This window comes from Aliiroseovarius sp. PTFE2010 (assembly GCF_049943335.1).
GTDB lineage: Bacteria > Pseudomonadota > Alphaproteobacteria > Rhodobacterales > Rhodobacteraceae > JBNFVY01.
The window spans coordinates 101,803-126,022 of the sequence record NZ_JBNFVY010000004.1; the positions used below are offsets into that span (position 1 = coordinate 101,803).

Below are 24,220 nucleotides of genomic sequence, written 5' to 3' on the forward strand. Positions count from 1 at the left end.
GCCCAAGGTGGTGCGCGCTGCCCTTTGGTGGCGCCCCGCACGCTGTTCGGTGATGGCGCCCATCACATATAGGCTGAATTGACATCCCCCGGCCCGCATGGCCCTTTGCACAAAGAAAGGACGCCCCATGCAACTGTCACATCGCATCACCCATATCGCCGGCGAAGAAGGCGACGGGTGGGAAATTTATTTCAAAACCCAGGAACTGAAGGCCGCAGGCATCGCCGTCACCGACCTGACCATCGGCGAGCATGACACCCGCACCGACCCCGACATTGTGACCGCCATGTCCCACGCCGCGCAGCAAGGCGCGACAGGTTACGCGGCGATCCCCGGCATCCCTGAGCTACGTGCCGCCATTGCCGACCGGGTTGCCGCGCGCACGGGCGTGGCCACAACGGCCGAAAATGTCTTGATTTTTCCCGGTGGGCAGGCGGCCTTGTTCGCCGCGCATATGGCGGTTTTGGACCCTGGTGACCGGGCCGCGTTCATCGATCCCTATTACGCCACCTACCCCGGCACGATCCGCGCGGCGGGCGGCGTGCCGGTGCCGATCCAGACCGGCCCGCGCGATGCGTTCCGACCCACGGCGCAGGCGCTGGCGGGGGCGGCAGGCGCGCGCTCACTGCTGGTGAACAGCCCCAACAACCCGACCGGCGCGGTCTATGATCGCGCCACTCTGGAAACGATCCGCCAGGCCGTGCTGGCGCAGGACATATGGCTGATTTCAGACGAGGTTTATGACACCCAGATCTGGGAAGGCGCGCATCTCAGCCCGCGCGCCCTGCCCGACATGGCCGAGCGCACGCTTGTGATCGGATCATTTTCCAAGAGCCACGCGATGACCGGCAGCCGCGTGGGCTGGATGATCGGCCCGTCCAAGGCCATGAGCGCGCTCATGCAACTGCCGCTGCACACCACGTTCGGCATTCCCGGCTATATCCAAAAGGCCGCCCTGCATGCGCTTGGCAAGGGCGACAGGTTCGAAGCGCAGATCGCCGCGCCCTTTGCGCGCCGCCGGCAACTGGCCCAAGACGTGTTCGCCGGGCACAGCCACGTGCGCATGGTGCCCTCGCAAGGGGCGATGTATTTCTTGCTGGATATCCGTGACACCGGGCTGAGCGGGCGGGACTTTGCCTTTGCCCTGCTCAAGGCGCGCAACATTGCCGTGATGCCGGGCGAAAGCTTTGGCGCGGCGGCGGCCGGCCATCTGCGCATTGCGATGACCATCGACGATGACCGCTTTGTCGACGCCTTGCACCAGATCGCCGATTTCATCCGCGAGGTCACGCCATGACCGCCCCGGGCGCCAGCTTTGCCGCGCCCGACAACAGCGACACCATGCGAAAGGACAGCGCATGAGCGACCCCATCCATGACGAAAAACCGGGCATCGACAAGCTGTTGGCGATCATGGCCCGGCTGCGCGATCCCGACACCGGCTGCCCGTGGGACGTCGAGCAGACCTTTGCCTCGATCGCGCCCTATACGATCGAAGAGGCCTACGAAGTCGCCGATGCCATCGAACGCGGCGATATGGACGACCTGAAAGGCGAGCTGGGCGATCTGCTGCTGCAATCGGTATTTCATGCCCGCATCGCCGAAGAAGCGGGGCATTTCGACTTTCATTCAGTGGCCGAATCCATCGCACAAAAGATGATCCAAAGACACCCGCATGTCTTTGAAACGCATGTCGAAAAAGACGCCCAGCAGCAAACCCGCGACTGGGAAGAGCAAAAGGCGAAAGAGCGCGCACGGCGCGGCGAAACACGCGTGCTGGACGGGGTGGCAATGGGCCTGCCGGCCCTGCTGCGCGCGCTGAAACTGCAAAAGCGTCTGGCCCGCGTTGGGTTCGACTGGAATGACCCCGATGCGGTGCTGGCCAAGCTGGCCGAAGAAAGCCGGGAACTGGTCGAGGCGCGCGACCAAAAAGACCCCGACGCGATCGAAGATGAAATGGGCGACATGCTGTTCGTCATGGTCAATCTGGCCCGCCATCTGGGCGTCGATCCCGAAGCCGCGCTGCGCCGCACCAACGCCAAGGTGACGGCCCGGTTCGCCGCCGTCGAAGACGGTCTGGCCGCGCAGGGCAAACGCCCCGAACAGGCCAGTCTGGACGAGATGGAGGCGCTGTGGCAGGCGGCGAAACGGCGCGATCCTGCGAAAGGGTAAACGGGCCGGCTGGGGGCGGATTTCCCGGCGGGACTCATAGCGCGATTCGCTGGTTATCCCCGGCAAAACAAGCGTTTTTTCGCTGTCGGCTAAGCGTCGGCAACCCGTCTGCGCCCCGTCGGCTATGCGTCGGCTATGCGTCGGGCATATGTCGGGCACATCGCCCGACACGCAACGCGCGGTGGGAATATGCAAGCCGGGGCGCGACTGGGGTAGTCTCAGGCAAACACAGGCAGGCAAACACAGGCAGGCAAACAGGCGGGCAAACAGGCGGGCACAGGCGGGCACGGGCAGGCAACTTGATGGGGCCGATTATCCGACTATTGAAGTCAGGTATTGACCCGATAAAAAGACTCGGGTTTAACGCGGACAGAATCGAACAGGAGGATTACATGTTCCGCTTTGCAGCATCCCTGACGGCGCTCGTCGCCGCCACCAGCGCCGTCGCCGATATCAACGTCTATTCCTATCGCCAACCCGAGCTGATCGCGCCGCTGACCGACGCCTTTACCGCCGAAACCGGCATCCCGGTGAACGTGGCCTACCTGGACAAGGGGCTTGTCGAACGGTTGCAGGCAGAGGGCGACCGCACGCCCGCCGACGTAATCCTGACGGTCGATATTTCGCGCCTGGCACAAGCGGTCGACGCGGGGGTGACCCAACCAGTCGACAGCCAGGTCATGCGCGACAACGTGCCGGCCGATTTCCGCGACCCCGACGGGCACTGGTGGGGGCTGACCACCCGCGCGCGCATCGTCTACGCCAGCAAAGAGCGCGTCGCCGAAGGCGAGGTGACCACCTACGAAGATCTGGCCGATCCGAAATGGAAAGGGCGCATCTGCACCCGGTCAGGCACGCACGCCTACATGGTCGCGCTGACCGGCGCGCATCTGCACCACCACGGCGAAGAAGCCACCAAAGCCTGGCTGCAGGGCATCAAGGACAACCTGGCGCGCAAACCGCAAGGCAACGACCGCGCGCAGGTCAAGGCGATCTGGGCAGGCGAATGCGACATCAGCCTGGGCAACACCTATTACATGGGCAAGATGCTGGAAGACGCCGAACAACAGGCCTGGGCCGACGCGGTGCGGCTGGAATTTCCGGTGTTCGAAGGCGGCGGCACGCATATGAACATCTCGGGCGTGGCGATGACCAAAGCCACCGACAACAAGGACGAAGCGCTGAAATTCATGGAATTCCTGACCTCGCCCGCGGCGCAGGAAATCTACGCCGAAGCGAACTATGAATACCCGATCGCTCCGGGCGCCAAACCGTCGGAACTGGTCCAGGGCTGGGGCAGCTTCACGCCCGACGCGGTGAACCTGATGGACATCGCCGCCGAACGCGCCAAGGCACTGCGGATCACCGAACAGGTCGATTACGACGGCTGATGTGACGCAACATTGGTGACGGCCCTGCCCCTGCGGCGCGGCTGTCGGCGCTGGCCCTGTGGCGCTGGCCCTGTGGCGCTGTCTGCGGCGCTGGCCCCAACCATGCTTCCGGCCCTGCCCCTGCGGCGGGGCCGTTTGCGTTTGCGCGGCTGGACATCGGCGCGGCCGCGCGCCAGTGTCGCTGCGACAGTCAAAAGGAAACCCCATGGCGCGCAAGATCATCATCGACACCGATCCGGGGCAAGACGACGCGGTGGCCATTTTGCTGGCGCTGGCCAGCCCCGAATTGCAGGTGCTGGCGATCACCGCCGTCGCGGGCAACGTGCCGCTGGATCTGACGGCCAAGAACGCGCGCAAGGTGTGCGAATTGGCCGGGCGCACCGATATCCCGGTCTATGCGGGCTGCGACGCGCCGCTCAAGCGCACGCTGGTCACGGCCGAACATGTGCACGGCAAGACCGGGCTGGACGGGATCGAATTGCCCGAACCGGTGATGGAACTGCAGGACATGCATGCGGTCGATTTCCTGATCCATGAGCTGCGGCGCCACCCGCCCGGAACGGTCACGCTGTGCCCCCTGGGGCCGCTGACCAACATCGCCGCCGCCCTGACGCGCGCGCCGGACATTGCCGAACGCATCGAGCAGATCGTGCTGATGGGCGGGGCCTATTTCGAGGTCGGCAACGTCACCCCCGCGGCCGAGTTCAACATCTACGTCGACCCCGAGGCCGCGGCGGTGGTTTTCGCGGCGGGCGTGCCGCTGGTGGTCATGCCGCTGGACGTCACCCACAAGGTGCTGGTCACCCACGAACGCGTGGCGCGGTTCGAAGCCATGGGCACGCGCGTGGGACATGTGGTCGCCAGCTGGACCCATTTCTTTGAGCGCTTCGATGTGGCCAAATATGGCTCGCAGGGGGCGCCGCTGCATGACCCCACGGTGATCGCCTATCTGCTGGCGCCGGCGTTGTTTTCGGGCCGCTACATCAACGTGGAAATCGAAACGCAGGGCGAATTCACCCAAGGCATGACCGTGGCCGACTGGTGGCGCGTGTCCGCTCGCGCGCCCAACGCGCTGTTCATCAAGGATGTCGACGCCGAGGGGCTCTTTGCCCTGCTGAGCGAACGGATCGGGCGGCTTTAGGCGCGCGCGGGGATTTTCGCTGGCGGCTTGGGCGCAGGATCGCGGTGGGGATCGCAGCGGCGGATCACGGCGGGGGATCACGGTGGGCGATCAAGCCGGCGGGCATGTCCGGGTGGCCAAATCTGGCGCACGACCACCAAATCGGCCCACAGGGTTGGAGCGCGCCGCCCCGCGGGCTAGGTAACGGGCATGAGCATCACATTTGACACCTCGTACACCGATCTGCCGGCGCGGTTCTATGCCCCGCAGGCCCCTGCCCCCGTGCCCGCCCCGCGCCTGATCGCGCTGAACGAAAGCCTGGCGCGCGACCTGGGGCTGGACGCAAACTGGCTGCGCGGCCCGGACGGGTTGGCAATGCTGGCGGGCAACCGCTGGCCCCAGGGCGCTGCGGGCGTTGCGCAGGCCTATGCGGGCCACCAGTTCGGCGGCTGGGTGCCCCAGCTGGGCGACGGGCGCGCGGTGCTGCTGGGCGAAGTGGTCGGCCCCGCCGGGCGGCGCGACATCGTGCTGAAAGGCGCGGGGCGGACCGTGTTTTCGCGCGGCGGCGACGGGCGCGCATGGATCGGCCCGGTGCTGCGCGAATACATCATGAGCGAGGCGATGCACGCGCTGGAAATTCCCACCACGCGGGCGCTGGCGGCGGTGGCCACGGGCGCGCCGGTGCTGCGCGAAACCTCGCGCCCGGGCGCGATCCTGGCGCGCGTGGCGGCCAGCCACATCCGGGTTGGCACCTTTCAGTATTTCGCCGCCCGCAATGACATCGACGCGTTGAGCGCGCTGAGCGATCACGTAATCGCGCGGCATTTCCCGCAGGCTGACGGCCCGCTGGCCCTGCTGACCGCAGTGGTAAACGCGCAGGCCGATCTGGTGGCGCGCTGGATGTCGGTCGGGTTCATCCACGGCGTGATGAACACGGACAACATGTCGGTGGCGGGCGAAACGATCGACTATGGCCCCTGCGCGATGATGGACAGCTATCACCCCGACACGGTCTACAGTTCGATCGACCGGGGCGGGCGCTATGCCTATGCCAACCAGCCAAAGATCGCGGCCTGGAACCTGGCGCAGTTCGCGTCCTGCCTGGTGCCGCTGATGGGGCCGCAGGACACCGCCATCGCCGAGGCAACGGCGGCCGTGAACGCATTCGCCCCGGCCTATCAGGCCGCCTACCTGGACCGGTTCCGCGCCAAGCTGGGGCTGGCCGATCAAGACGACGGCGACGGCGATCTGATTGCTGGCCTGCTGGACAGTATGGCCGCGAACGGGGCAGATTTCACCAACACGTTCAATGCCTTGGCCCACGGCAACGCGCGCGATCAGTTCATCGACCCCACCGCGTTTGACGATTGGGCCGTGCGCTGGAAGACCCGGCGTCGCCCCGGCTGGGAAGATATCGCCGCCTCTGCAAACCCGGCCGTTATCCCGCGCAACCACCGCATCGAGCAGGTGATCGGCGCCGCGCTGGCGGGCGACGAGGCCCCGTTCCATGACCTGCTGCGCGTGGTCAGCACGCCCTTCGATCTGGCCGAATCCGACCGCGCCTACAGCGCGCCGCCGCGCGACGAAGAGCGGGTGCTTCAGACCTTTTGCGGCACCTGAGACCGGCGCGCCGGCAGATTGATCAGCACCAGCCCGACCGCCACCAACAGCCCGGCCACGACGATGGGCCAGGCCAGCGTTTCGCCCAGCAGGACAACCCCCAGAAAGATGCCGAAGATCGGCGACAGGAACGAAAAGGCCGCCACCGACGACGCCGGGTAGATCGAAATGATCCAGATCCAGAACAAGAACCCGAACCCCGCAACAACCACGATCTGAAACGCCACGCCCCACAGGTGAATCGGGGCCAGATCGCGAATAAACGGGCCAAACAGCGGCGCGGCCAGCAACAGCAGCGGCGCCGACAGGGCCAATTGATAGAAATGCTGGACACGGGGTGCCACTTCGTTGAACCGCGTGGCCCGCGCAACCAGCGCGATCCCGGCCCAACCCAAGGCCCCGCCCAGCGCGAAAACGTCCCCCAGCAAGGATCCTTGCCCGCCCCCGCTGCGAAAGGCGATGGCGGTGACCGCCCCGCCAAACGCAAGCGCCAGCCCAAGCGCCTTTTGCGGCGAAATCCGTTCGCCCGGCAGCACGAAATGGGCCGCCAGCGCCAGCCAGACCGGCATGGTGTAAAAGATGATCGACGACCGGGTCACCGTGGTCAGATCAAGCGCAAGGAACAGGCAGACAAATTCCACCGCGAAACAGGTGCCCATCGCCGCCGCCGCCCCCCAATAGCGCCGTGCAATGCGCAGCGAGCCGCCGCGCGCCCAGATCCACAACGCCACCAGAACCGCCGCCCCGACCGATCGCACGCCGGCAAAGAACACCGGCTGCAACCCGTCGTTCACGACCTTGACCACCACCTGATTAAAGGCCAGCAGCAGCGCAAAGGCCACCAGTGAGCTCGCCCCGAAGGCGTCCATGTTCGTTTTACGCTCCATTCGCGCACAAGATGGCGCGCGCGCGGCGCTGTCAAGCCGGGCGTTGCCGCTATCGCGGCGCCAGCGGCCATGCTAGGCTGCCGCAAAACCACGCGACGCGGCCACACACCACACGGCGCTGGTGAAGGCGCTGGCGCTGGTTGAGGCACAGTCTAAGGCGCAGGCACGGGCAGATGAACATACTTCAGATCACGTCGCTGCTGATTGTCCTGGCGGGGGCATTCGGGGCCGTCAACTATCTGTTTTTGCGGCTGCCTTCGGCGATCGGCATTCTTGTGGTGGCGCTGGTGGCGTCGCTGACGGTGCTGGGGCTGGATGCGCTGATTCCGTCGCTGGGCATGGCCGATACGGCGCGCGCGCTGATCACCGGGATCGACTTTTCCGACACCCTGCTGGAAGGCATGCTGGGGCTGTTGCTGTTCGCCGGGGCGATGCATGTCAAGATCAGCGATCTGCGCGCGCAGTGGCGGTTGGTGATCTTGATGGCCACGATGGGTGTGGTGCTGTCGACGACGGTTGTCGGGTTCGGGTTTTCGTGGCTGACGGGGATGCCGATCATGATCGCGCTGGTCTTTGGCGCGCTGATTTCGCCCACCGATCCGGTGGCGGTGCTGGGCGTGCTGCGCAAGGCCAACCTGCGCAAATCGCTGGAAACCAAGATCGCGGGCGAAAGCCTGTTCAACGACGGCGTCGGCTATGTGGTGTTCCTGGTGCTGGTGGCGCTGGCCTATCCGTCGGCCGCGCCTCACGGCGGCGACGACGCGGGCGTGGCGCAATTCGCGGCCCTGCTGTTCTTGCAAGAGGCCGGGGGCGGCGCGCTGTTGGGGATCGTGCTGGGTTGGCTGACCTTTCGGGTGATGCGGCTGATCGACGACTATTCGCTTGAGGTTCTGATCACGCTGGGGCTGGCCTTTGGCGGCTATGAGCTGGCGGTGGCCCTGCATGTGTCGGCGCCGATCATGGCGGTTTGCGCGGGGCTGTTGATTGGCGACGTGGGCGCGAAATACGGGATGAGCGAAGAGACGCGCCGCTATGTCGACGCCTTCTGGAAGATGGTCGACGAAATCCTGAACGCGGTCTTGTTCCTGCTGATCGGGTTCGAGGTCCTGGCCGTCGCCTTCACCATGGACACCGTGGTGATCGGGGTCATGGCGATTGCACTGGCGCTGCTGGCCCGGCTGACGGCGGTGGCCGTGCCGGTTCTGATGCTGCGCCCGTTTCGCGATTTTTCCCCCGGCATCATCCCGATCATGACATGGGGCGGGCTGAAGGGCGGCATATCGGTGGCGCTGGCCCTGTCGCTGCCCGACGATGAATGGAAACCGCTGATCCTGATCGCAACCTACGTGGTCGTGGTGTTTTCGATCATCGCGCAGGGGCTGACCGTGGCCCGCCTGGCCGAACGCGTGGGCCGTGAACCGGACCTGCCCAGATGACCCCTATAGCTGCATTCGATATCTGGCCCGATGGCACTGCCCGGCGCGCCGATGACACCGCGCCGCGCGCCGCCGATGGCGCGGCCTATCGGTGGATTCACTGTGATCTGGACGATCCGGGCCTGCGCGACTGGGCCCATACCGCCCTGCCCGCGCAAGCCGCCGGGGCGCTGGTGCAGGGCGAAACCCGCCCGCGCTGTGACACGCTGGGCACCGGGCTGATCTTGAATTTGCGCGGGGTGAACCTGAACCCCGGCGCCGATACCGAAGACATGGTGTCGCTGCGGCTCTGGGCCGATACGGGGCTGATCGTGTCGGTGCGCAAGCGCCGGATTTTCGCGGTCGACGCCGTGCGCCAGGCGCTGGATGCGGGGCGCGGACCGGCCAGCACGGCAGCCTGGATCGAAACCGTGGCCGAAGGGCTGACCCACCGGATCGAAGCCGCCATTGCCGACATGGAAGACACCAGCGACACGCTGGAAGAAGCGCTGCTTGACGGCGAACCCTGCGCCGACCAACTTGGTCCGCTGCGGCGCAAGCTGATCAAACTGCACCGTTTTCTGGCCCCCCAGCGCGAAGCTTTGCGCCGGCTGGCCAGCGCCGATGTGGTCGTGCCCGCCCAACGCAGCGGCCTGCGCGAAAGCGCCAACCGGGCCGAACGCGCGCTGGAAACGCTGACCATGCTGACCGACCGGGCAAAGGCGATGCAAGACCAGATCCACATCGAAAACGCCGAACGCATGAGCCGCAACGGCATGCTCTTGTCCATCGTCGCATCGGTGTTCCTGCCGCTGGGGTTCATTACCGGGCTGTTCGGGGTGAATCTGGGCGGCATGCCGGGGGCGAGCAGCGCGTTGGGGTTTCTGGTGCTGTCGGTTTCCTGCGCGATCATCGCGCTGTTGCTGTTGTGGCTGTTTCGCAAGCTGGGCTGGTTCTAGGCCGCACCAGGTCCACCATCGGGTCAAAATTTCGACCGATTTGCGCGCTCATGTGCAGGCCATGCGCCAGATCACCCCCCAGAGCAGCCCTCAGACCACAGCAGAGGCCAAAACGCGGGCCACCACTGGGGTCACCACACAAGTCACCCAAGACCTGATCGCCCTGCTGCAAACCCGCGACGACCCCGGCGCCACCCGCGCCCTGCTTGCGGCCGGGGCCGATCCCGACCGCATCATCGACGACAACACGCCGCTGATCGCAGGCGTCATGTTCGACCGGATCAAATCCGTGCGCATGATGCTGGCGCATGGGGCCGACGTGGCCCGGATCATTGAAACCGACTGGCGCACGCCGTCCCCGTGGGCGATGATCAGGGCGCGCCCCCTGCACCCGACAAGCTATCTGTTCGCGCCGCTGCGCTGGCTTGCGACGCGCAGGGCACTTGCGCCGGACGGGCCGCGCGTGATCCGGGTCGAAACGGTATGCTGCGGGCAAGACATGGCCCGCCTGCTGGCCGCAAACGGCGCGGATCCCGCCGCCTTTGATGACGACTATCGCCTGGCCGCTGGTGATCCCAAAACCCTTGGCACCACCCGGATTGCGCCGCGACAGATCACGCCCGAAATGTTCACCCAGAGCGCCGCCCCGCGCCCCGGGCGCGCCAACCCCGAACGCTGCGAGACGCCCTTTTACATTGAACAAATCCGCACCGGCCGGTCGAGCTGGCAGGCGGGGCGCGACATCATCGGCAAACACCATCGCGCCAGTTGTGGCGATGATCCGGTCTGGTCGTTCCAGCGCTTCGGCCAGAGCGTCACACAGCTGCCCGATGGCCGGTTGGTGCTGATCGGGGGCGAGCACGAAGATCATTACGACCCCGATTTCCACATCTACAACGATGTGGTGGTTCTGGATGGCAAGGGCGGGGTTGCGCTGTATCTTTACCCCAGGCTGTTCTTTCCGCCGACGGATTCTCACACCGCCACTTTGGATGCCGGGGCGGAAGGCACGGCGGACGACACAGCGGACGGCACAACGAACGGTAATGCGATCTGGATCGTCGGATCGCTTGGGTACACCGACCGGCGCGATCCCACTCGTACCCAGGTGTTGCGGCTGGATCTTGACGACATGTCGGTCAACCCCGTGCCCACCACGGGCCAGGCGCCACCCTGGCTGAACAATCACAGCGCCCAAATGCACGGGCGCGAGATTTTCTGCCACGGCGGCAAGATCGAACCGGGCTTTCAGGACAATCCGCACACCTATGCGCTGAACGTGGACACACACGTCTGGCGGCGGCTGGCAGACTGACGCCGGCCCCGCCCGGTTTCACACGGCAAATATCCGCAGGCCCAAACCCATACCCGCGGTTTCCCGCCCGACCGCTTGCTGATTTCGTGCGTGGATCGTGATCGACATTGCAGGGAAAACGGATTTCGTTTTAGAACGGTTGGTAAAAGACCAGGTGGGACGCTTCCTTCATGACACAGACCATCCTAGAGCGCGCCGTGGCCGAGGGGCTGCGGATGACCGGCCAACGCCGCATGATCGCCACCGTGCTGGACGGATCGCGCGACCACCCCGATGTCGAAGAACTGTTTGACCGGGTGCGCGCGCAGGATCCCAAGATTTCGCTGGCAACGGTCTATCGCACGGTCAAGCTGTTCGAAGAAACAGGCATCCTGGAAAAGCACGATTTCGGCGATGGGCGCGCGCGCTACGAAGATGCCGAGCGCGAACACCACGACCATCTGATCGACATCGACACCGGCCGGGTGATCGAATTCGTCGACCCCGACATCGAAGCGCTGCAAAACAAGATCGCCGACAAGCTGGGATACCGGTTGACCGGGCACCGGTTAGAGCTGTTCGGGACCAAGAAGTAACCGGATCGGACCGGTGTTTTCGGATGCGCCAGTGTCGCCCGCTTGCCCGCTGGGATGATGGTGCTGGCGGGCGGATGTTGCTGGCAGGCCCGCCGCGCGCGCAGGATGGCGGGGGCGCCGTGACCGCCCCCCTGATCGCCGAAGCTGCTGTGGCCGCCAAAACCACTGTAACCACTGTGCGCAAAATGCGCAAAAAACCACTGTGCGCAATGTGCGCAAACGGCCCCGCCACCCTGCCCGTTTGCACCTTTCGCGCCAGAAACCCCCGGCCTAATGTGGGCCCAAACAGGTAGGAGAGCGCCATGGACAACCTGAAAGGCGCGGCGCTGATGGTCGCGGCAATGGCGTTCTTCGCCATCGAAGACATGTATGTCAAAAAGCTGGCCGGGGTGATTTCGGTCGGGATGTTGCTGACGCTTTTGGGCATCGGCGGGGGGACGGTCTTTGCGGTGATCGCCAAGGCCCAAGGGCGCCGGCTGCTGACGCGCGAATTGCTGAGCCGCCCCGTGATGCTGCGCAACGCGGGTGAAATGGTGGGCACGCTGGGCTTTGTCTTTGCGCTGGCGCTGACGCCGATTTCGTCGGCCTCGGCGATCCTGCAGGCCAACCCGCTGGCGGTGACGGTGCTGGCGGCGCTGTTTCTGGGCGCGCCGGTGGGCTGGCGGCGCTGGTCGGCGATTCTGGTGGGTTTTCTGGGCGTACTGTTGATCCTGCGCCCCGGTCTGGACGGGTTTCAGCCCGCGTCGCTGTTCGCGGTGCAAGGCGTGATCGGGCTGGCCGTGCGCGACGTGGCGACCCGCGCCTGCCCACCAACGGTCAGTTCGATGCAGCTGTCCAGCTACGGGTTCTTTTCCATCGTGCCGGTGGGGCTGACCCTGCTGGCGTTTCACGAACCTTCCGCCCTGCCGCAGGGCGGTGGGTGGCTGCTGATGGGCGCGGCGCTGTTGGCGGGGGTTCTGGGCTATTACATGATCGTGGCGGCGATGCGGATTGGGGATGTGGCCGTTGTCACGCCCTTCCGCTACACGCGGCTGATTTTCGCACTGATCACGGGGTATTTCGTGTTCGGCGAACGGCCCGACATGATCACGCTGGTGGGGGCGGGAATCGTCGTCGCGTCGGGGATCTACACCCTCTGGCGCGAGGCACGCACCGCCAGCGCCGCCCGTCAGGCCGCGCGCCGCGCTGCGGCCAGCCCGGTGCGCCCGACCGCCTGAGCCACCAGACCGCCTGACCCACCCTGCCGCCGGACCACCAGGCCGGCAGGGCCAGCGCCGGATCGCCCCGCCTCCAACGGGGGCAAGGGCCGTGATCGGTGGGGCGCCGAATGCGGTTCCCGGCGCACGGCCCCTTCCCCTGCGCCCCCCGCAACGCTAGAAGGCGGGCAACGAACGTGAATCTGACAAGGGACACCCCCATGAGCACCATCATCGACATCATCGGCCGCGAGATCCTGGACAGCCGTGGCAATCCGACCGTCGAGGTCGACGTGATCCTGGAAGACGGCACACTGGGCCGCGCCGCCGTGCCATCGGGCGCATCGACCGGCGCACATGAGGCCGTGGAAAAGCGCGACGGCGACAAGAGCCGTTACATGGGCAAAGGCGTGCTCGAAGCCGTGGTGGCCGTGAACGGCGAAATCGCCGAAGCGCTGGCGGGCATGGATGCGACCGAACAAGAAGCCATCGACGCCACGATGATCGAACTGGACGGCACCGACAACAAGGGCCATCTGGGCGCCAATGCCATTCTGGGCGTATCGCTGGCGGTGGCCAAGGCGGCGGCCGATTTTTCGATGCTGCCGCTGTATCGCTACGTAGGCGGCGCGTCGGCGCGGGTTCTGCCGGTGCCGATGATGAACATCATCAACGGCGGCGAACATGCCGACAACCCGATCGACATTCAGGAATTCATGATCATGCCGGTCAGCGCGGACAACATCCGCGAGGCCGTGCGCATGGGCTCGGAAGTGTTCCACACCCTGAAAAAAGAGCTGTCTGCCGCGGGCCACAACACCGGCATCGGCGATGAGGGCGGCTTTGCCCCGGGGCTGTCGTCCACCCGCGAGGCGCTGGATTTCATCCTGAAGTCCATCGAAAAAGCGGGCTACAAGCCGGGCGAAGACATCTATCTGGCGCTCGATTGCGCCTCGACCGAATATTTCAAGGACGGCAAGTATGAGATGGCGGGCGAAGGGCTGTCGCTGTCGTCGCAAGAAAACGCCGACTATCTGGCAAAGCTGTGCGCCGACTATCCGATCATTTCCATCGAAGACGGCATGTCCGAAGACGATTGGGACGGCTGGAAACTGCTGACCGACAAGCTGGGCGACAAGGTGCAACTGGTGGGCGACGATCTGTTCGTGACCAACCCCGAGCGCCTGGCCGACGGCATCAAGCAGGGTGTGGCCAATTCGATGCTGGTCAAGGTGAACCAGATCGGGTCGCTGTCCGAAACGCTGAAAGCCGTCGATATGGCCCACCGCGCGCGCTACACCAACGTGATGAGCCACCGGTCGGGCGAAACCGAAGACGCCACCATCGCCGATCTGGCCGTGGCCACGAACTGCGGGCAGATCAAGACCGGCTCGCTGTCACGCTCGGACCGGCTGGCCAAGTATAACCAGCTGATCCGGATCGAAGAAGCTCTGGGCGCCACGGCGGAATATGCCGGGCGCAGCATCCTGAAATAGGCCCGCCCCGGCGCCGCGACCAAACACAAACGCCCGGCGTCCGCGCCGGGCGTTTTTTTGCATCAGAACGACAGGTTTTCGAACAGCCCTAAGGTCCGAGGTGCGGACGAAGCTGCCGTTGACACCGCTTGCTCCAATGCCTGCTTTTCATCGTGCAGGGCGAACTTACCGCGCCAAAAGTATTGCGCAAACTTTAATAAACACTGCCACCGTTGGGTAGGTTAGAAGCGTCACACCGACTGCGAACAGAACGAGACACATCCAGCGCGCGGCTTCGAAACGAGTGTTCTGAAAAGAGAACCACAATGAAAGAATGTCTCTGTCATACATCTCGCTGGCCTTGGGCCGGTCAGGATCTTTGTAATTGTCGAAGGTTTTTTGAATGCGCGTCGTGTCGTCAGGTAATTTTTTGTCCAAAACAGTGCGAATTCGACGGTTAAACTCGTGGTGGAACACCTTTGTGTTCTCAGAAACGTAGTCCTCAACGTGCCAAAATTTCTTTATTTCATGTGGACATAGGCCCTGGAAGATTATGGTAGATAGGCCGATAGCAGAAAGCGCAATGTAGATATTCACCACTTTGCGAAGCATGAAATCATCGTCGAGCTTAGCGAAACCACCATTGCCACAGGCCGCGCTCTGAAATGCAACACATGCCCATTCCATCGACGAGCCAACCAGCGCAATAAAGACGTCGTTGAAGATAATAAAGTATCCAAAAACCGGGACAAAGACGCTCAGTTTCGCAAATCTTGAACTGCCAAAGGAACGCAGCAGCTCCCACGTTGGAGTAAAGGCCATTCAGGTTTCCTGCTTTGCTATGGTAGCTCACTTATTCAGGTTATAGTTAGGCTTGTCCATCACATGGGCCCTGAGTACCAAAAGTTGCGGACATTGGTGAATAGCGCAGCATCCTTTATTCTGGACTCAAAGCCGACATACGCTGCGCCAGCATAGGCCACTCCAAAAACCACCGGTCTGGGCGGTATGGCCTGACAGGTCAGGCTGACGCGCGGCAAGTCAGGCCCGTGGGTGTGTCCGTGACGGCCCGGCAGGGGCGGATTTCGGGCGCGACCTCTCGACACGGGCCCCTCTCGACACGGGCAAACCGCCGCGCCATTGTCGGCCCATGACCCAGGATATGACCGCTGACGACATCATCGCCCAGCTTGCGCTGACCCCTCATCCCGAGGGCGGGCACTATCGCCAGACATGGGTGGCGGGCGGCGACGGGCGGGCGGCGGGGACATGTATCTATTTCCTGCTGAAAGCGGGCGAGCGCAGTCACTGGCACCGGGTGGACGCCGCCGAGATCTGGCATTTCTATACCGGGGCGCCGCTGGTGCTGCGCATGGCCGCCAGTGCGCAAGGCCCGGCCACCACGCACCGGCTGGGCCCCGATCTGGCCGCCGGGCAGACGCCGCAGATCATCGTGCCCGTAAACCATTGGCAAAGCGCACAAAGTACGGGCGCCTACACGCTGGTGGGCTGCACGGTCAGCCCCGGTTTTCAATTCGAAGGGTTTCAGTTGGCCCCGCCGGGCTTTGACATCGCGACCGATTAAGCGGTTTGCCCGACCGCTTGCCCCGGCACGCTGATCTGGCCGCCCGACACGGACGCGCGCACGCCGGTGGTGGCCGGGCTTGATGTGGGCAGGCCGCGCGCCACGCGCACCGCCAGAAAGGCAAATGCCTGCGCTTCGATCATGTCGCCGTCCAGATCGTGATCTTCGGCGGTTTCAACGGGGCAGTCGACACCGGCGGCAATCATGTCGCGCAGGGTCGCATTGTGCCGCCCGCCGCCGCACAGGATGATCCGGCTGGGCGGGCTGGGCAGATGTTCAAGCCCCTTGGCCACGGCCACCGCGGCGCAGGCGGTCAGCGTGGCGGCTGCATCGGCATCGCTCAGATCGGACACGCGCGCCTGAAGATCGGTAAAGTCGTTTCTGTCCAGAGACTTGGGCGGCATCTTGAAGAAATAGGGATGGTCCAGAAAAGCCTCGAGCACGCCATCGGCGACCCGCCCCTGGGCGGCCAGTGCGCCGAAGTCGTCGCGCGGCTGGCCCCGTCGCGCCAGCATCAGATCGTCAATCGGCGCATTGGCCGGGCCGGTGTCAAAGGCCATCACCGCACCATCGTCCTGCGGGCGCGCCTTGGCCGGATCGACCCAGGTCAGGTTGCCCACCCCGCCCAGGTTCAAGAAGGCCACCGGCGCTTCGGCCCCCAGGTATTTGGCCAGCGCGAAATGATAGAACGGGGCCAGCGGCGCGCCCTGCCCGCCCAGATCCATATCGGCGCTGCGGAAATCCCAGATCACCGGGCGGGTCAGCACCTCGGCCAGCACGGCGCCGTCGCCGGCCTGAAAGGTGCGCCGCTGCGCCGGATCGTGCGCAAGGGTCTGGCCGTGAAAGCCGATCACTTCGGCATCGGGAAAGCGCGACAGCAATTCGGCGTGGGCGGTTTCGATCAGTTCGCACACGGCAGGGGCGGCCTGCCACTGGCCAAGCGCGCCGCGCAGCACGTCGCGTTCGCCCGGCGTATAGGCGCGATAGCCGCTTTCACCAAAGCCTTCGATCCGCTCGCCGTCCGTGCGCAGCAACGCCGCATCCACCCCGTCAAGTGACGTGCCCGACATCGCGCCTAGCGCCCAGACAGAACCTTTGCCCAACATGCTCTTTCCCTTGCCTATTCGCCCCAGTATAGAGGGCAGACACCCGCCTGAGAATGGACAAAAGACGATGACCTACCACCCCAAGTCAGATTTCCTGCGCGAGATCATCGCGCGCGGTTTTCTGGCCGATTGCACCGATCTGCAAGAGCTGGACGACCAGCTGATCAAGGGAACGGTCACCGCCTATATCGGCTATGACGCCACGGCGGCGTCACTGCATGTGGGGCATTTGCTGAACATCATGCTGCTGCGCTGGTTCCAGAAAACCGGGCACAAGCCGATCACGCTGATGGGGGGCGGCACGACCAAGGTCGGTGATCCGTCGTTCCGCGCCGACGAACGCCCGCTGCTTGGGCCCGAACAGATCGACGCCAATATCGCGGGCATGCAAAAGGTCTTTGACCGCTACCTGGAGTATGGCGAACAGGGCAACGGCGCGCTGATGCGCAACAACGCCGAATGGCTGGACGATCTGAACTATCTGGATTTCCTGCGCGACATCGGGCGGCATTTCAGCGTCAACCGGATGCTGTCCTTTGAAAGCGTGAAATCCCGGCTGGACCGCGAACAGTCGCTGTCCTTCCTGGAATTCAACTACATGATCCTGCAAGCCTATGATTTTCTTGAACTCAACCGGCGCTACGGCTGCCAGTTGCAGATGGGCGGATCGGATCAATGGGGCAATATCGTCAACGGGATCGATCTGACGCGGCGCGTGCTGGACACCAATATCTTCGGGCTGACCACACCGCTGTTGACCACGTCGGACGGCAAGAAAATGGGCAAGAGCCAAGGCGGCGCGATCTGGCTGAACGCCGATATGCTCAGCCCCTATGAATTCTGGCAATTCTGGCGCAACACCACCGATGCCGACACCGGGCGGTTCCTGAAACTCTATACCGAACTGCCGATCGATGAATGCGAAAGACTGGGCGCGCTGGAAGGGTCCGAGATCAACGAGGCCAAGATCATCCTGGCCAACGAAGTGACGGCCCTGCTGCACGGGCGCGCCGCCGCCCAGGCCGCCCATGCCACCGCCCGCGAAGTGTTCGAAAAAGGCGGCGTGGGCGACGATCTGCCCACGCTGGCCCTGACCGCCGCCGATCTGGGCGACGGGATTTCCGTGGTGCAACTGATCGTGCGCTCGGGGCTGGCCAAGTCCGGCAAAGAGGCCAAGCGCCTGATCGCCGAGAACGGCGCGCGCATGAACGACGCCCCCCTGACCGACGCAGGGCTGGTGATCGGCGCCGCCGACCTGGCCCAGCCGATCAAGCTGAGCGCGGGCAAGAAGCGCCACGCACTGGTCACGCTGGACGACTGACGCCCGCGCGGGCCGGCCCCCGACTCTCGCGGCCACAGCGCAAAAGGCCCCGTGTGGCGGGCCTGCCCGCTACACCACCGGTTCGCTACGGCTATCTTTGGGCAACTTTAGGCCGCTTTGGACCGCTTTGGGCCGCACAAAAACGTCAACACCCTTGTCCTGCCCACCCTTTCCGGCATAAATATTCCATATTATTTATGTGACACCCGACGATACGCAGGAGGATGCCCAAGTGGCCGCCGACGAACAGCCTTTCGCCAATGGGATTTCCCCCGGCGACCTGGACAAGATGATGGAGAACGCCTGCGATGCCGCATCGCTGCTCAAAGCGCTCAGCCATGAAGGCCGGCTGATGATCCTGTGCCAGTTGGTGTCGGGCGAAAAATCTGTCACCGAACTGGAAGAAACACTGGGCGCGCGTCAGGCAGCCGTCAGCCAGCAATTGGCGCGCCTGCGTCTGGAAGGGTTGGTGCAACCCCGGCGCGACGGCAAGACGATCTATTATTCGCTGGCCGACAACCGGCCCAAGCGGGTGCTGGAACTGATGTACGATATGTATTGCGCCGGTCCGTCCACGCCGGAACGCGTCGAAGAAGACGCCGCGCAAGGGTGAACAACCCGCGCCAAGGCACTGATTTCACAATCGAATAAGAACCTGCAGGTCGGCCACGTTGGTCCCCGTTGCCCCGGTCATCAACAGATCGCCCGAGGCCGCCAGCGCCGCATGGCTGTCATTGTTGGCCAGCAACGCTTGGGGATCGACCCCGGCCTGGCGCATCCGGGCCAGACTGGTGTGATCCACGATTGCGCCCGCCGCATCGGTTGGTCCGTCGCGCCCATCGGTGCCCCCCGAAAGGAACACAAACGGCCCCCAGTTCGCTTGCGGGCCGGCAAGGGCCAGCCGCAGCGCCAGTTCCTGATTGCGCCCGCCCAGCCCGTCACCGGTCAGGCGCACGGTGGTTTCCCCCCCCCAGAGCCATGTCCCCGGGCCGGTCGCTTCGGCAATGATCCGGGCGGCGGCATCGGCCACATCCCCCTCAAGCGGCATTTGGGAAACATTTGCGTTCTCAGCCGCTTGCGCCATTGCCTTAACGCTGATTGCGTTTGATCCGATCAGGATATTTTGCGCCGCAGGACTGGTGCTTTGCGCGTCATCGGCCCGCGCAAGATACGCGCGCACCGCGGGTGGCACCTGGGGCCACAGCCCGCGCGCCGTCAGCGCCGCCATGGCCTGGGCGCGGGTTCCGATCGGGGCCACCGTCGGCCCCGACGCAATCACCCGCAAATCATCGCCAACCACGTCCGACAGGATCAGCGCGGTGACGCGGGCCGGGGCCGCGGCGCGCAGCATCCCGCCCCCTTTCAGGCGCGAAAGCTGCTGGCGGATCAGGTTCATTTCGGTAATCTCGGCGCCCGACGCAAGCAGCAGGCGGCTGACTTCGGCCTTGTCCGCAAGGCTGAGACCATCGGCCGGCGCGGGCAAAAGCGCCGATCCCCCGCCCGAAATCAGCGCCAGAACCCGGTCGTCCGGGCCCAGCCCCTGCAACGCGGCTTCGACCGCGCGCGCAGCTTCGGCGCCGTTGTCATCGGGCACGGGATGCCCGGCGGCCTTCACCGTGGCCCCGTCCAGCGGCGCGGCGTTTTCGTAGTTCGTGACCACGAGAACGGCGCAGGGCGGCAGATGGGCCATCGCCTCGGCTGCCATGGCGCGCGCGCCTTTTCCCACCGCGATCACCCGCGCAAAGGTTTGCCCCGCCAACGGCCCGTCCAGTTGCGCCGCGACCCCGGCGCGCGGATCGGCCGCAGCCACCCCGGCGGCAAAGATCATGCGCGCAGAGCTGCGGGTGGACGAAATGATATCGGGTCCGGCGTCTTCTGATCGGGGGGTATCTGATCCGGGGGTGTCGGGTGCGGGGGTATCGGTCATGGCGCCAGCATGGCCCGCCATCCCGGCGACGTCCAGAGCGCACGACACAGCGTTGCACTTGGGGCGGGGCTGGGCCATGGTCACGCAATGGCCCGCCATACACCCGATTTGACCACCCTGCCCGATGTGCTTGCCCATGCCTGGGACGCGCTGGACCCGGCAGTATGCGCCACTGGCGCGAAATCTGGCCCTGAAACTGGCGCTGAATCTGGCCCAAAAACCAGCGCTGAAACGGGTCTGGAAACACGGCTGGCCAGTTTTGCCACCACCGCGCCCGATGGCACTGTGGCGCTGCGACATCTGGTGATCCGGGCCGCCGACCGGCGCGCGGCGCAAATCGATCTGCACACCGATGCGCGCAGCGCCAAGGTGGCGCAGATCGTGGCCAATCCGGCGGCCGCCCTGCTGCTATGGTGCCCGGATGCGACGATGCAGATCCGGGCCAACGGGCACGCACAGGTTCTGACCGGCGATGCGGTGCGCGCAGCCTGGGACAATATGCAAGGCGCCGCGCGGCTGAATTATGGCACCACCCCCGCCCCCGGCACCCCGATCCGCGCCCCCGGCGCGTTTGACCGGCACGCCCATCGCGACCGGCTGGCCGTGCTGCGCCAGTCCGTCGACGCGCTGGATGTGGTGATCCTGTCTGACCCCCAGCACCGGCGCGCGGTCTATACCGGCGCAGACGGCTGGGCTGGCCGCTGGGTGGCGCCATGATTGGGGCGGGCTGAGCCATGCATCTGCCAATCCCCATCACGCGGGAAATCGTGCTGGTCGGCGGCGGCCACAGCCATGCGCTGGTCCTGCGCATGTGGGGGATGGAGCGCTTGGCCGGTGCGCGCGTCACGGTCATCTCGCCGGGGGCGAGCGCGGCTTATTCAGGCATGTTGCCTGGCTTTGTCGCCGGTCACTACCCGCGCGCGGCGCTGGATCTGGATCTCTATCGGCTGGCCCGGTTCGCGGGCGCGCGAATCATTCAGGACCGCGCCACCGGGATCGACCCTGTGGCGCGCGTGGTCACGTTGGAATCTGGGCGGCAGGTCGAATTTGACGTGCTGTCAGTCGATATCGGCATCACATCGGCCATGCCCGATCTGCCGGGATTTTCCGACTTTGCCACCCCCGCAAAACCGCTGGAATTCTTTGCCGACCGGTGGCGCGCCTTTCGCAAGGCAGCCGATGGGGCGCCACGCGCGGTCAGCGTCATCGGCGGGGGCGTGGCGGGGGTCGAACTGGCCATGGCCATGGCGCACGCGCTGCAGGCGAACGGCGCGAAAAACGCCCATGTGCGCATCATCGAGCACGCCACCGCCCTGTCGCGCCTGCCCGCACGCAGCCGCGCCGCGCTGCTTGCGGCGTGCCGAAAACAGGGCGTCGAGGTTTTTGAACAGGCCCAGATCACCCATATCGAACGGCGCGCCGTGCACCTTTGGGACGGGCGCACCCTGCCGTCGGATTTCACGGTCGGCGCGGCCGGAACGCGGCCCTATGACTGGCTGACGCGCACCGGACTGCCGCTGACGGACGGGTTCATCGATGTCGGCCCCACCCTGCAAAGCACCGCCCACGAGGCTATTTTCGCGGTCGGCGATTGTGCCCACATGACCCATGCGCCGCGCCCCAAGGCCGGGGTTTTTGCGGTGCGTCAGGCCTCGGTGCTGTTCGACAATCTGCGCGCCGCTGCGACCGGCGGCGCGATGCGCCAGTACCAGCCGCAGAAAGACTACCTCAAACTGATTTCTCTGGGCGGCAAACGGGCCATGGTGGATCGCTCAGGGCTGCGCGCCCAGGGCGCATGGCTGTGGCGCTGGAAAGACCGGATCGACCGCAAGTTCATGACCCGCCTGACCGACCTGCCCGCGATGCCGGTCCCTGCCCTGCCCGCGACCCGGGCGGCAGGTGTCGATGCGGTTCTTGGCGATCGCAAGCCCACCTGCGGGGGATGCGGATCCAAGGTTGGCGCGCAGGTGCTGGCCGACGCGCTGGCGCAGTTGGATGATCCGGCGCGGGCGGACCGGGTGCGCGCCAGCACCGACGATGCGGGCCTGCTTGGGCATGGCGATACGGTGCAAGTGCTCAGCGTCGATCAACTGCGCCCCTTTGTGGACGACCCGCGCCTGATGGCCGAAATCGCCGCCGTGCATGCGCTTGGCGATGTCTGGGCCATGGGCGCCGCCCCCGAGGCGGTGCTGGCGGCGATCACCCTGCCCCCGCTGTCGGCCGATTTACAGCGCGCCTGGCTGGCCGAAATCATGGCCGGTATCGCCGTCGTGGCCGCAGAAGCGGGGGCGGATGTGCTGGGCGGACACACCGCAACGGGGCCCGAACTGTCGATTGGCCTGACCGTGACGGGCCTGACCAAAGCCCCCATCGGGCTGGACGGGGCGCGCGTGGGGGATGCGCTGGTGCTGACCAAGCCGCTGGGCACCGGCGTGGTGATGGCCGCCGACATGGCGCTGCGCGGGCGTGGCAGCTGGACCAGCGCCGCGTTGCAATCGATGCGCCAGCCCAGCGCCATCGCCAGCGCCGCACTGGCCAAGGTGGCCCATGCGATGACGGATGTGACGGGGTTTGGCCTGCTCGGTCACCTGTCGAACATCTGCACTGCATCGGGTGTCGGCGCGCGGATTGACCGCACCGCGGTGCCCACCCTGCCCGGCGCGCTGGACCTGGCGGGGGCGGGCATCGCATCGACCCTTGCCCCGGCGAACCGCGCGCAGGCGGCGCTGATCGCGCCGCTCGGCGACAGCGCCATCGACGCGTTGCTGATTGACCCCCAGACAGCAGGCGGCTTGCTGGCGGCGCTACCACGTGCAGAGCTTGCGCAGGTTTTGCATGACTTGCACGCGGCGGGCATTCGCGCCGTCGAAATCGGTGAGATCACCGAAAATCCCGGAAATCCCCAGAACCCCGGAAACCCCGAAAACCCCGGCCAGATCGCCCTGCGCTAGGCGGTGAACGGCTGGGCCAGATCGCGCGCGGCGCGCTCCAACGTGTCCGGGTCCAGATCTTCCAGGTGCAGAGTGCGTGTAATGCGCGCGCCGTAACGCGCGCGCGACTTGGCATAGCGCGGATCGTAATGGGCCGTCATCAGGGCCGCGGCCAACGCCTCATATTCGCCGGACGCGGCCATTGCCAGCCAACTGTCCACCTGCGCGCGGCCCACCAGCGGGACCATGGACGCCAACGTGTCAGTCAGCCCGTCGGCATCGCGGCGAATGTCATCATAGACCCGCACGAGGTAGCGGGCGCGCGCGGCAAGCGGGGCCGACACCTCGGTCCGGTCGGCGGCGCACATGGCCTTCCAGACCGACGGCGGGATCGTCAGCGCGCCGATGCGACTGGATTCGCCTTCGACCAGCACCGCGCGCGCGGGATCGAGCGCGCCAAAGGCCGCGGCCAAGCGCCCTTCGAATGCCTTTTGCGACGGCTGCCCCCCGGCGCGACGACCAAACAGCGAACCACGGTGCCCCGCCAGCGCTTCCAGATCGACCACCTGCCCCCCGTGCGCCGCAACGCGCTGCAGCAGCGCGGTCTTGGCGGTGCCGGTGTTGCCGTCCAGAAGGACCAGCCGGTGCGGCAACGCGGTGTCATGCATGGCCGCCACGACCAGGCGGCGATAGGTCTGGTAACCGCCGTCGAGCACGTCGGCCCGCCAGCCGATCTGCTGCAGGATCGAGGCAAAGGAATTGCTGCGTTGCCCGCCGCGCCAGCAATAGATCAGCGGTCGCCAACCGCCCGGTTTGTCCGCCAGTGGCCCGGAGATATGGGCGGCGGCGTTGCGCGCAACCAGCGCCGCGCCGATCTTGCGGGCATCAAACGGGCTGACCTGTTTGTAAATCGTGCCGACGTGCGCGCGCTGTTCGTTCGACAGCACCGGCAGCGAAATCGCGCCGGGGATATGGTCGTGGGCATATTCGGCGGGCGAGCGTACATCGATCACGGTATCGAATCCGTGACCATAGACCTGTTCCAACGTGTCAAAGACCTGCGCCATACCGCCTCTTATCGTCCTTCGCGCAGCGAGGCGAGGGCCAGCCGCCAATATACGACGGGGCTGCGGGGATCACGACCGGGCGCGTCGCGGGTTGCAGGTGATCAGACATGAGAGGCCGCGCGCCCTGCAGTGCGGCGACGGGGCAGTGCGGCGACGGGGC

Annotated in this window: 21 protein-coding genes; 16 read left to right on the top strand and 5 right to left on the bottom strand. The window is 65.5% G+C overall.

Features of this window, described 5'->3' with window-relative positions:
• Positions 1 to 127 precede the first annotated feature (127 nt).
• From ACP2AV_RS08530 to ACP2AV_RS08550, 5 genes are all read left to right on the top strand, one after another.
• Positions 128 to 1,297, top strand: coding sequence for a pyridoxal phosphate-dependent aminotransferase (locus tag ACP2AV_RS08530; protein WP_426372260.1), 1,170 nt, complete (start codon positions 128 to 130; stop codon positions 1,295 to 1,297).
• A 61-nt stretch (positions 1,298 to 1,358) separates the two neighbouring features.
• Positions 1,359 to 2,171, top strand: a complete 813-nt coding sequence (gene mazG / locus ACP2AV_RS08535; RefSeq protein ID WP_426372261.1) for a nucleoside triphosphate pyrophosphohydrolase — start codon at positions 1,359 to 1,361, stop codon at positions 2,169 to 2,171.
• A 392-nt stretch (positions 2,172 to 2,563) separates the two neighbouring features.
• Positions 2,564 to 3,562 (top strand): Fe(3+) ABC transporter substrate-binding protein, encoded by a 999-nt coding sequence (locus ACP2AV_RS08540; RefSeq protein WP_426372262.1) that lies wholly within the window; start codon positions 2,564 to 2,566, stop codon positions 3,560 to 3,562.
• A 205-nt stretch (positions 3,563 to 3,767) separates the two neighbouring features.
• Complete coding sequence (locus ACP2AV_RS08545) at positions 3,768 to 4,703, top strand: nucleoside hydrolase (RefSeq protein ID WP_426372263.1); 936 nt, start codon at positions 3,768 to 3,770, stop codon at positions 4,701 to 4,703.
• Between the two features lie 189 nt (positions 4,704 to 4,892).
• Complete coding sequence (locus ACP2AV_RS08550; RefSeq protein WP_426372264.1) at positions 4,893 to 6,302, top strand: protein adenylyltransferase SelO; 1,410 nt, start codon at positions 4,893 to 4,895, stop codon at positions 6,300 to 6,302.
• Here ACP2AV_RS08550 and ACP2AV_RS08555 read toward each other — a convergent pair.
• Positions 6,281 to 7,189, bottom strand: coding sequence for a DMT family transporter (locus tag ACP2AV_RS08555; RefSeq protein ID WP_426372265.1), 909 nt, complete (start codon positions 7,187 to 7,189; stop codon positions 6,281 to 6,283). The genes ACP2AV_RS08550 and ACP2AV_RS08555 overlap by 22 nt on opposite strands.
• Before the next feature lie 173 nt (positions 7,190 to 7,362).
• Between ACP2AV_RS08555 and ACP2AV_RS08560 the strand changes: the two genes are divergently transcribed.
• The 6 genes from ACP2AV_RS08560 to eno all read left to right on the top strand — a co-directional run bounded on the left by ACP2AV_RS08560 (position 7,363) and on the right by eno (position 14,145).
• Complete coding sequence (locus tag ACP2AV_RS08560; RefSeq protein ID WP_426372266.1) at positions 7,363 to 8,625, top strand: cation:proton antiporter; 1,263 nt, start codon at positions 7,363 to 7,365, stop codon at positions 8,623 to 8,625.
• The gene (locus ACP2AV_RS08565) at positions 8,622 to 9,563 is read left to right on the top strand and encodes a zinc transporter ZntB (RefSeq protein ID WP_426372267.1); all 942 of its coding nucleotides are present in this window, start codon (positions 8,622 to 8,624) and stop codon (positions 9,561 to 9,563) included. The genes ACP2AV_RS08560 and ACP2AV_RS08565 overlap by 4 nt, the downstream gene beginning before the upstream one ends.
• A gap of 61 nt (positions 9,564 to 9,624) precedes the next feature.
• Positions 9,625 to 10,878, top strand: a complete 1,254-nt coding sequence (locus ACP2AV_RS08570) for a hypothetical protein (RefSeq protein ID WP_426372268.1) — start codon at positions 9,625 to 9,627, stop codon at positions 10,876 to 10,878.
• Between the two features lie 170 nt (positions 10,879 to 11,048).
• Positions 11,049 to 11,453 carry a Fur family transcriptional regulator gene (locus tag ACP2AV_RS08575; RefSeq protein ID WP_426372269.1) on the top strand — a complete coding sequence of 135 codons (405 nt, stop codon included), beginning with the start codon at positions 11,049 to 11,051 and terminating at the stop codon, positions 11,451 to 11,453.
• Positions 11,454 to 11,755: 302 nt separating this feature from the next.
• A complete protein-coding gene (locus ACP2AV_RS08580; protein WP_426372270.1) occupies positions 11,756 to 12,670 on the top strand; it encodes a DMT family transporter in 915 nt (304 codons plus the stop codon).
• Between the two features lie 200 nt (positions 12,671 to 12,870).
• Positions 12,871 to 14,145, top strand: coding sequence for a phosphopyruvate hydratase (eno, locus tag ACP2AV_RS08585; RefSeq protein ID WP_426372271.1), 1,275 nt, complete (start codon positions 12,871 to 12,873; stop codon positions 14,143 to 14,145).
• Positions 14,146 to 14,310: 165 nt separating this feature from the next.
• Here eno and ACP2AV_RS08590 read toward each other — a convergent pair whose 3' ends face one another.
• The gene (locus ACP2AV_RS08590) at positions 14,311 to 14,946 is read right to left on the bottom strand and encodes a hypothetical protein (protein WP_426372272.1); all 636 of its coding nucleotides are present in this window, start codon (positions 14,944 to 14,946) and stop codon (positions 14,311 to 14,313) included.
• A gap of 340 nt (positions 14,947 to 15,286) precedes the next feature.
• Here ACP2AV_RS08590 and ACP2AV_RS08595 point away from each other — a divergent pair, with 340 nt between their 5' ends.
• Positions 15,287 to 15,709, top strand: a complete 423-nt coding sequence (locus ACP2AV_RS08595; protein WP_426372475.1) for a cupin domain-containing protein — start codon at positions 15,287 to 15,289, stop codon at positions 15,707 to 15,709.
• Here the strand turns inward: ACP2AV_RS08595 and ACP2AV_RS08600 are convergent.
• Positions 15,706 to 16,815 (bottom strand): anhydro-N-acetylmuramic acid kinase, encoded by a 1,110-nt coding sequence (locus ACP2AV_RS08600; RefSeq protein ID WP_426372273.1) that lies wholly within the window; start codon positions 16,813 to 16,815, stop codon positions 15,706 to 15,708. The genes ACP2AV_RS08595 and ACP2AV_RS08600 overlap by 4 nt on opposite strands.
• A gap of 67 nt (positions 16,816 to 16,882) precedes the next feature.
• On the opposite strand from ACP2AV_RS08600, the gene tyrS reads away from it, so the two are divergent.
• Positions 16,883 to 18,136 (top strand): tyrosine--tRNA ligase, encoded by a 1,254-nt coding sequence (gene tyrS / locus ACP2AV_RS08605; RefSeq protein WP_426372274.1) that lies wholly within the window; start codon positions 16,883 to 16,885, stop codon positions 18,134 to 18,136.
• Between the two features lie 289 nt (positions 18,137 to 18,425).
• Positions 18,426 to 18,749 (top strand): ArsR/SmtB family transcription factor, encoded by a 324-nt coding sequence (locus ACP2AV_RS08610; RefSeq protein ID WP_426372476.1) that lies wholly within the window; start codon positions 18,426 to 18,428, stop codon positions 18,747 to 18,749.
• 24 nt (positions 18,750 to 18,773) lie between these two features.
• Here ACP2AV_RS08610 and ACP2AV_RS08615 read toward each other — a convergent pair whose 3' ends face one another.
• Positions 18,774 to 20,063 carry a glycerate kinase type-2 family protein gene (locus tag ACP2AV_RS08615; protein ID WP_426372275.1) on the bottom strand — a complete coding sequence of 430 codons (1,290 nt, stop codon included), beginning with the start codon at positions 20,061 to 20,063 and terminating at the stop codon, positions 18,774 to 18,776.
• Positions 20,064 to 20,072: 9 nt separating this feature from the next.
• Here ACP2AV_RS08615 and ACP2AV_RS08620 point away from each other — a divergent pair, with 9 nt between their 5' ends.
• The gene (locus ACP2AV_RS08620) at positions 20,073 to 20,780 is read left to right on the top strand and encodes a pyridoxamine 5'-phosphate oxidase family protein (RefSeq protein ID WP_426372276.1); all 708 of its coding nucleotides are present in this window, start codon (positions 20,073 to 20,075) and stop codon (positions 20,778 to 20,780) included.
• A gap of 17 nt (positions 20,781 to 20,797) precedes the next feature.
• Entirely contained in the window at positions 20,798 to 23,014 is a 2,217-nt protein-coding gene (gene selD / locus ACP2AV_RS08625; protein WP_426372277.1) for a selenide, water dikinase SelD, read from the top strand.
• Here selD and mnmH read toward each other — a convergent pair.
• Positions 23,011 to 24,060 carry a tRNA 2-selenouridine(34) synthase MnmH gene (gene mnmH / locus ACP2AV_RS08630; RefSeq protein ID WP_426372278.1) on the bottom strand — a complete coding sequence of 350 codons (1,050 nt, stop codon included), beginning with the start codon at positions 24,058 to 24,060 and terminating at the stop codon, positions 23,011 to 23,013. The two genes, selD and mnmH, sit on opposite strands and share 4 nt — an antisense overlap.
• Positions 24,061 to 24,220: the final 160 nt, after the last annotated feature.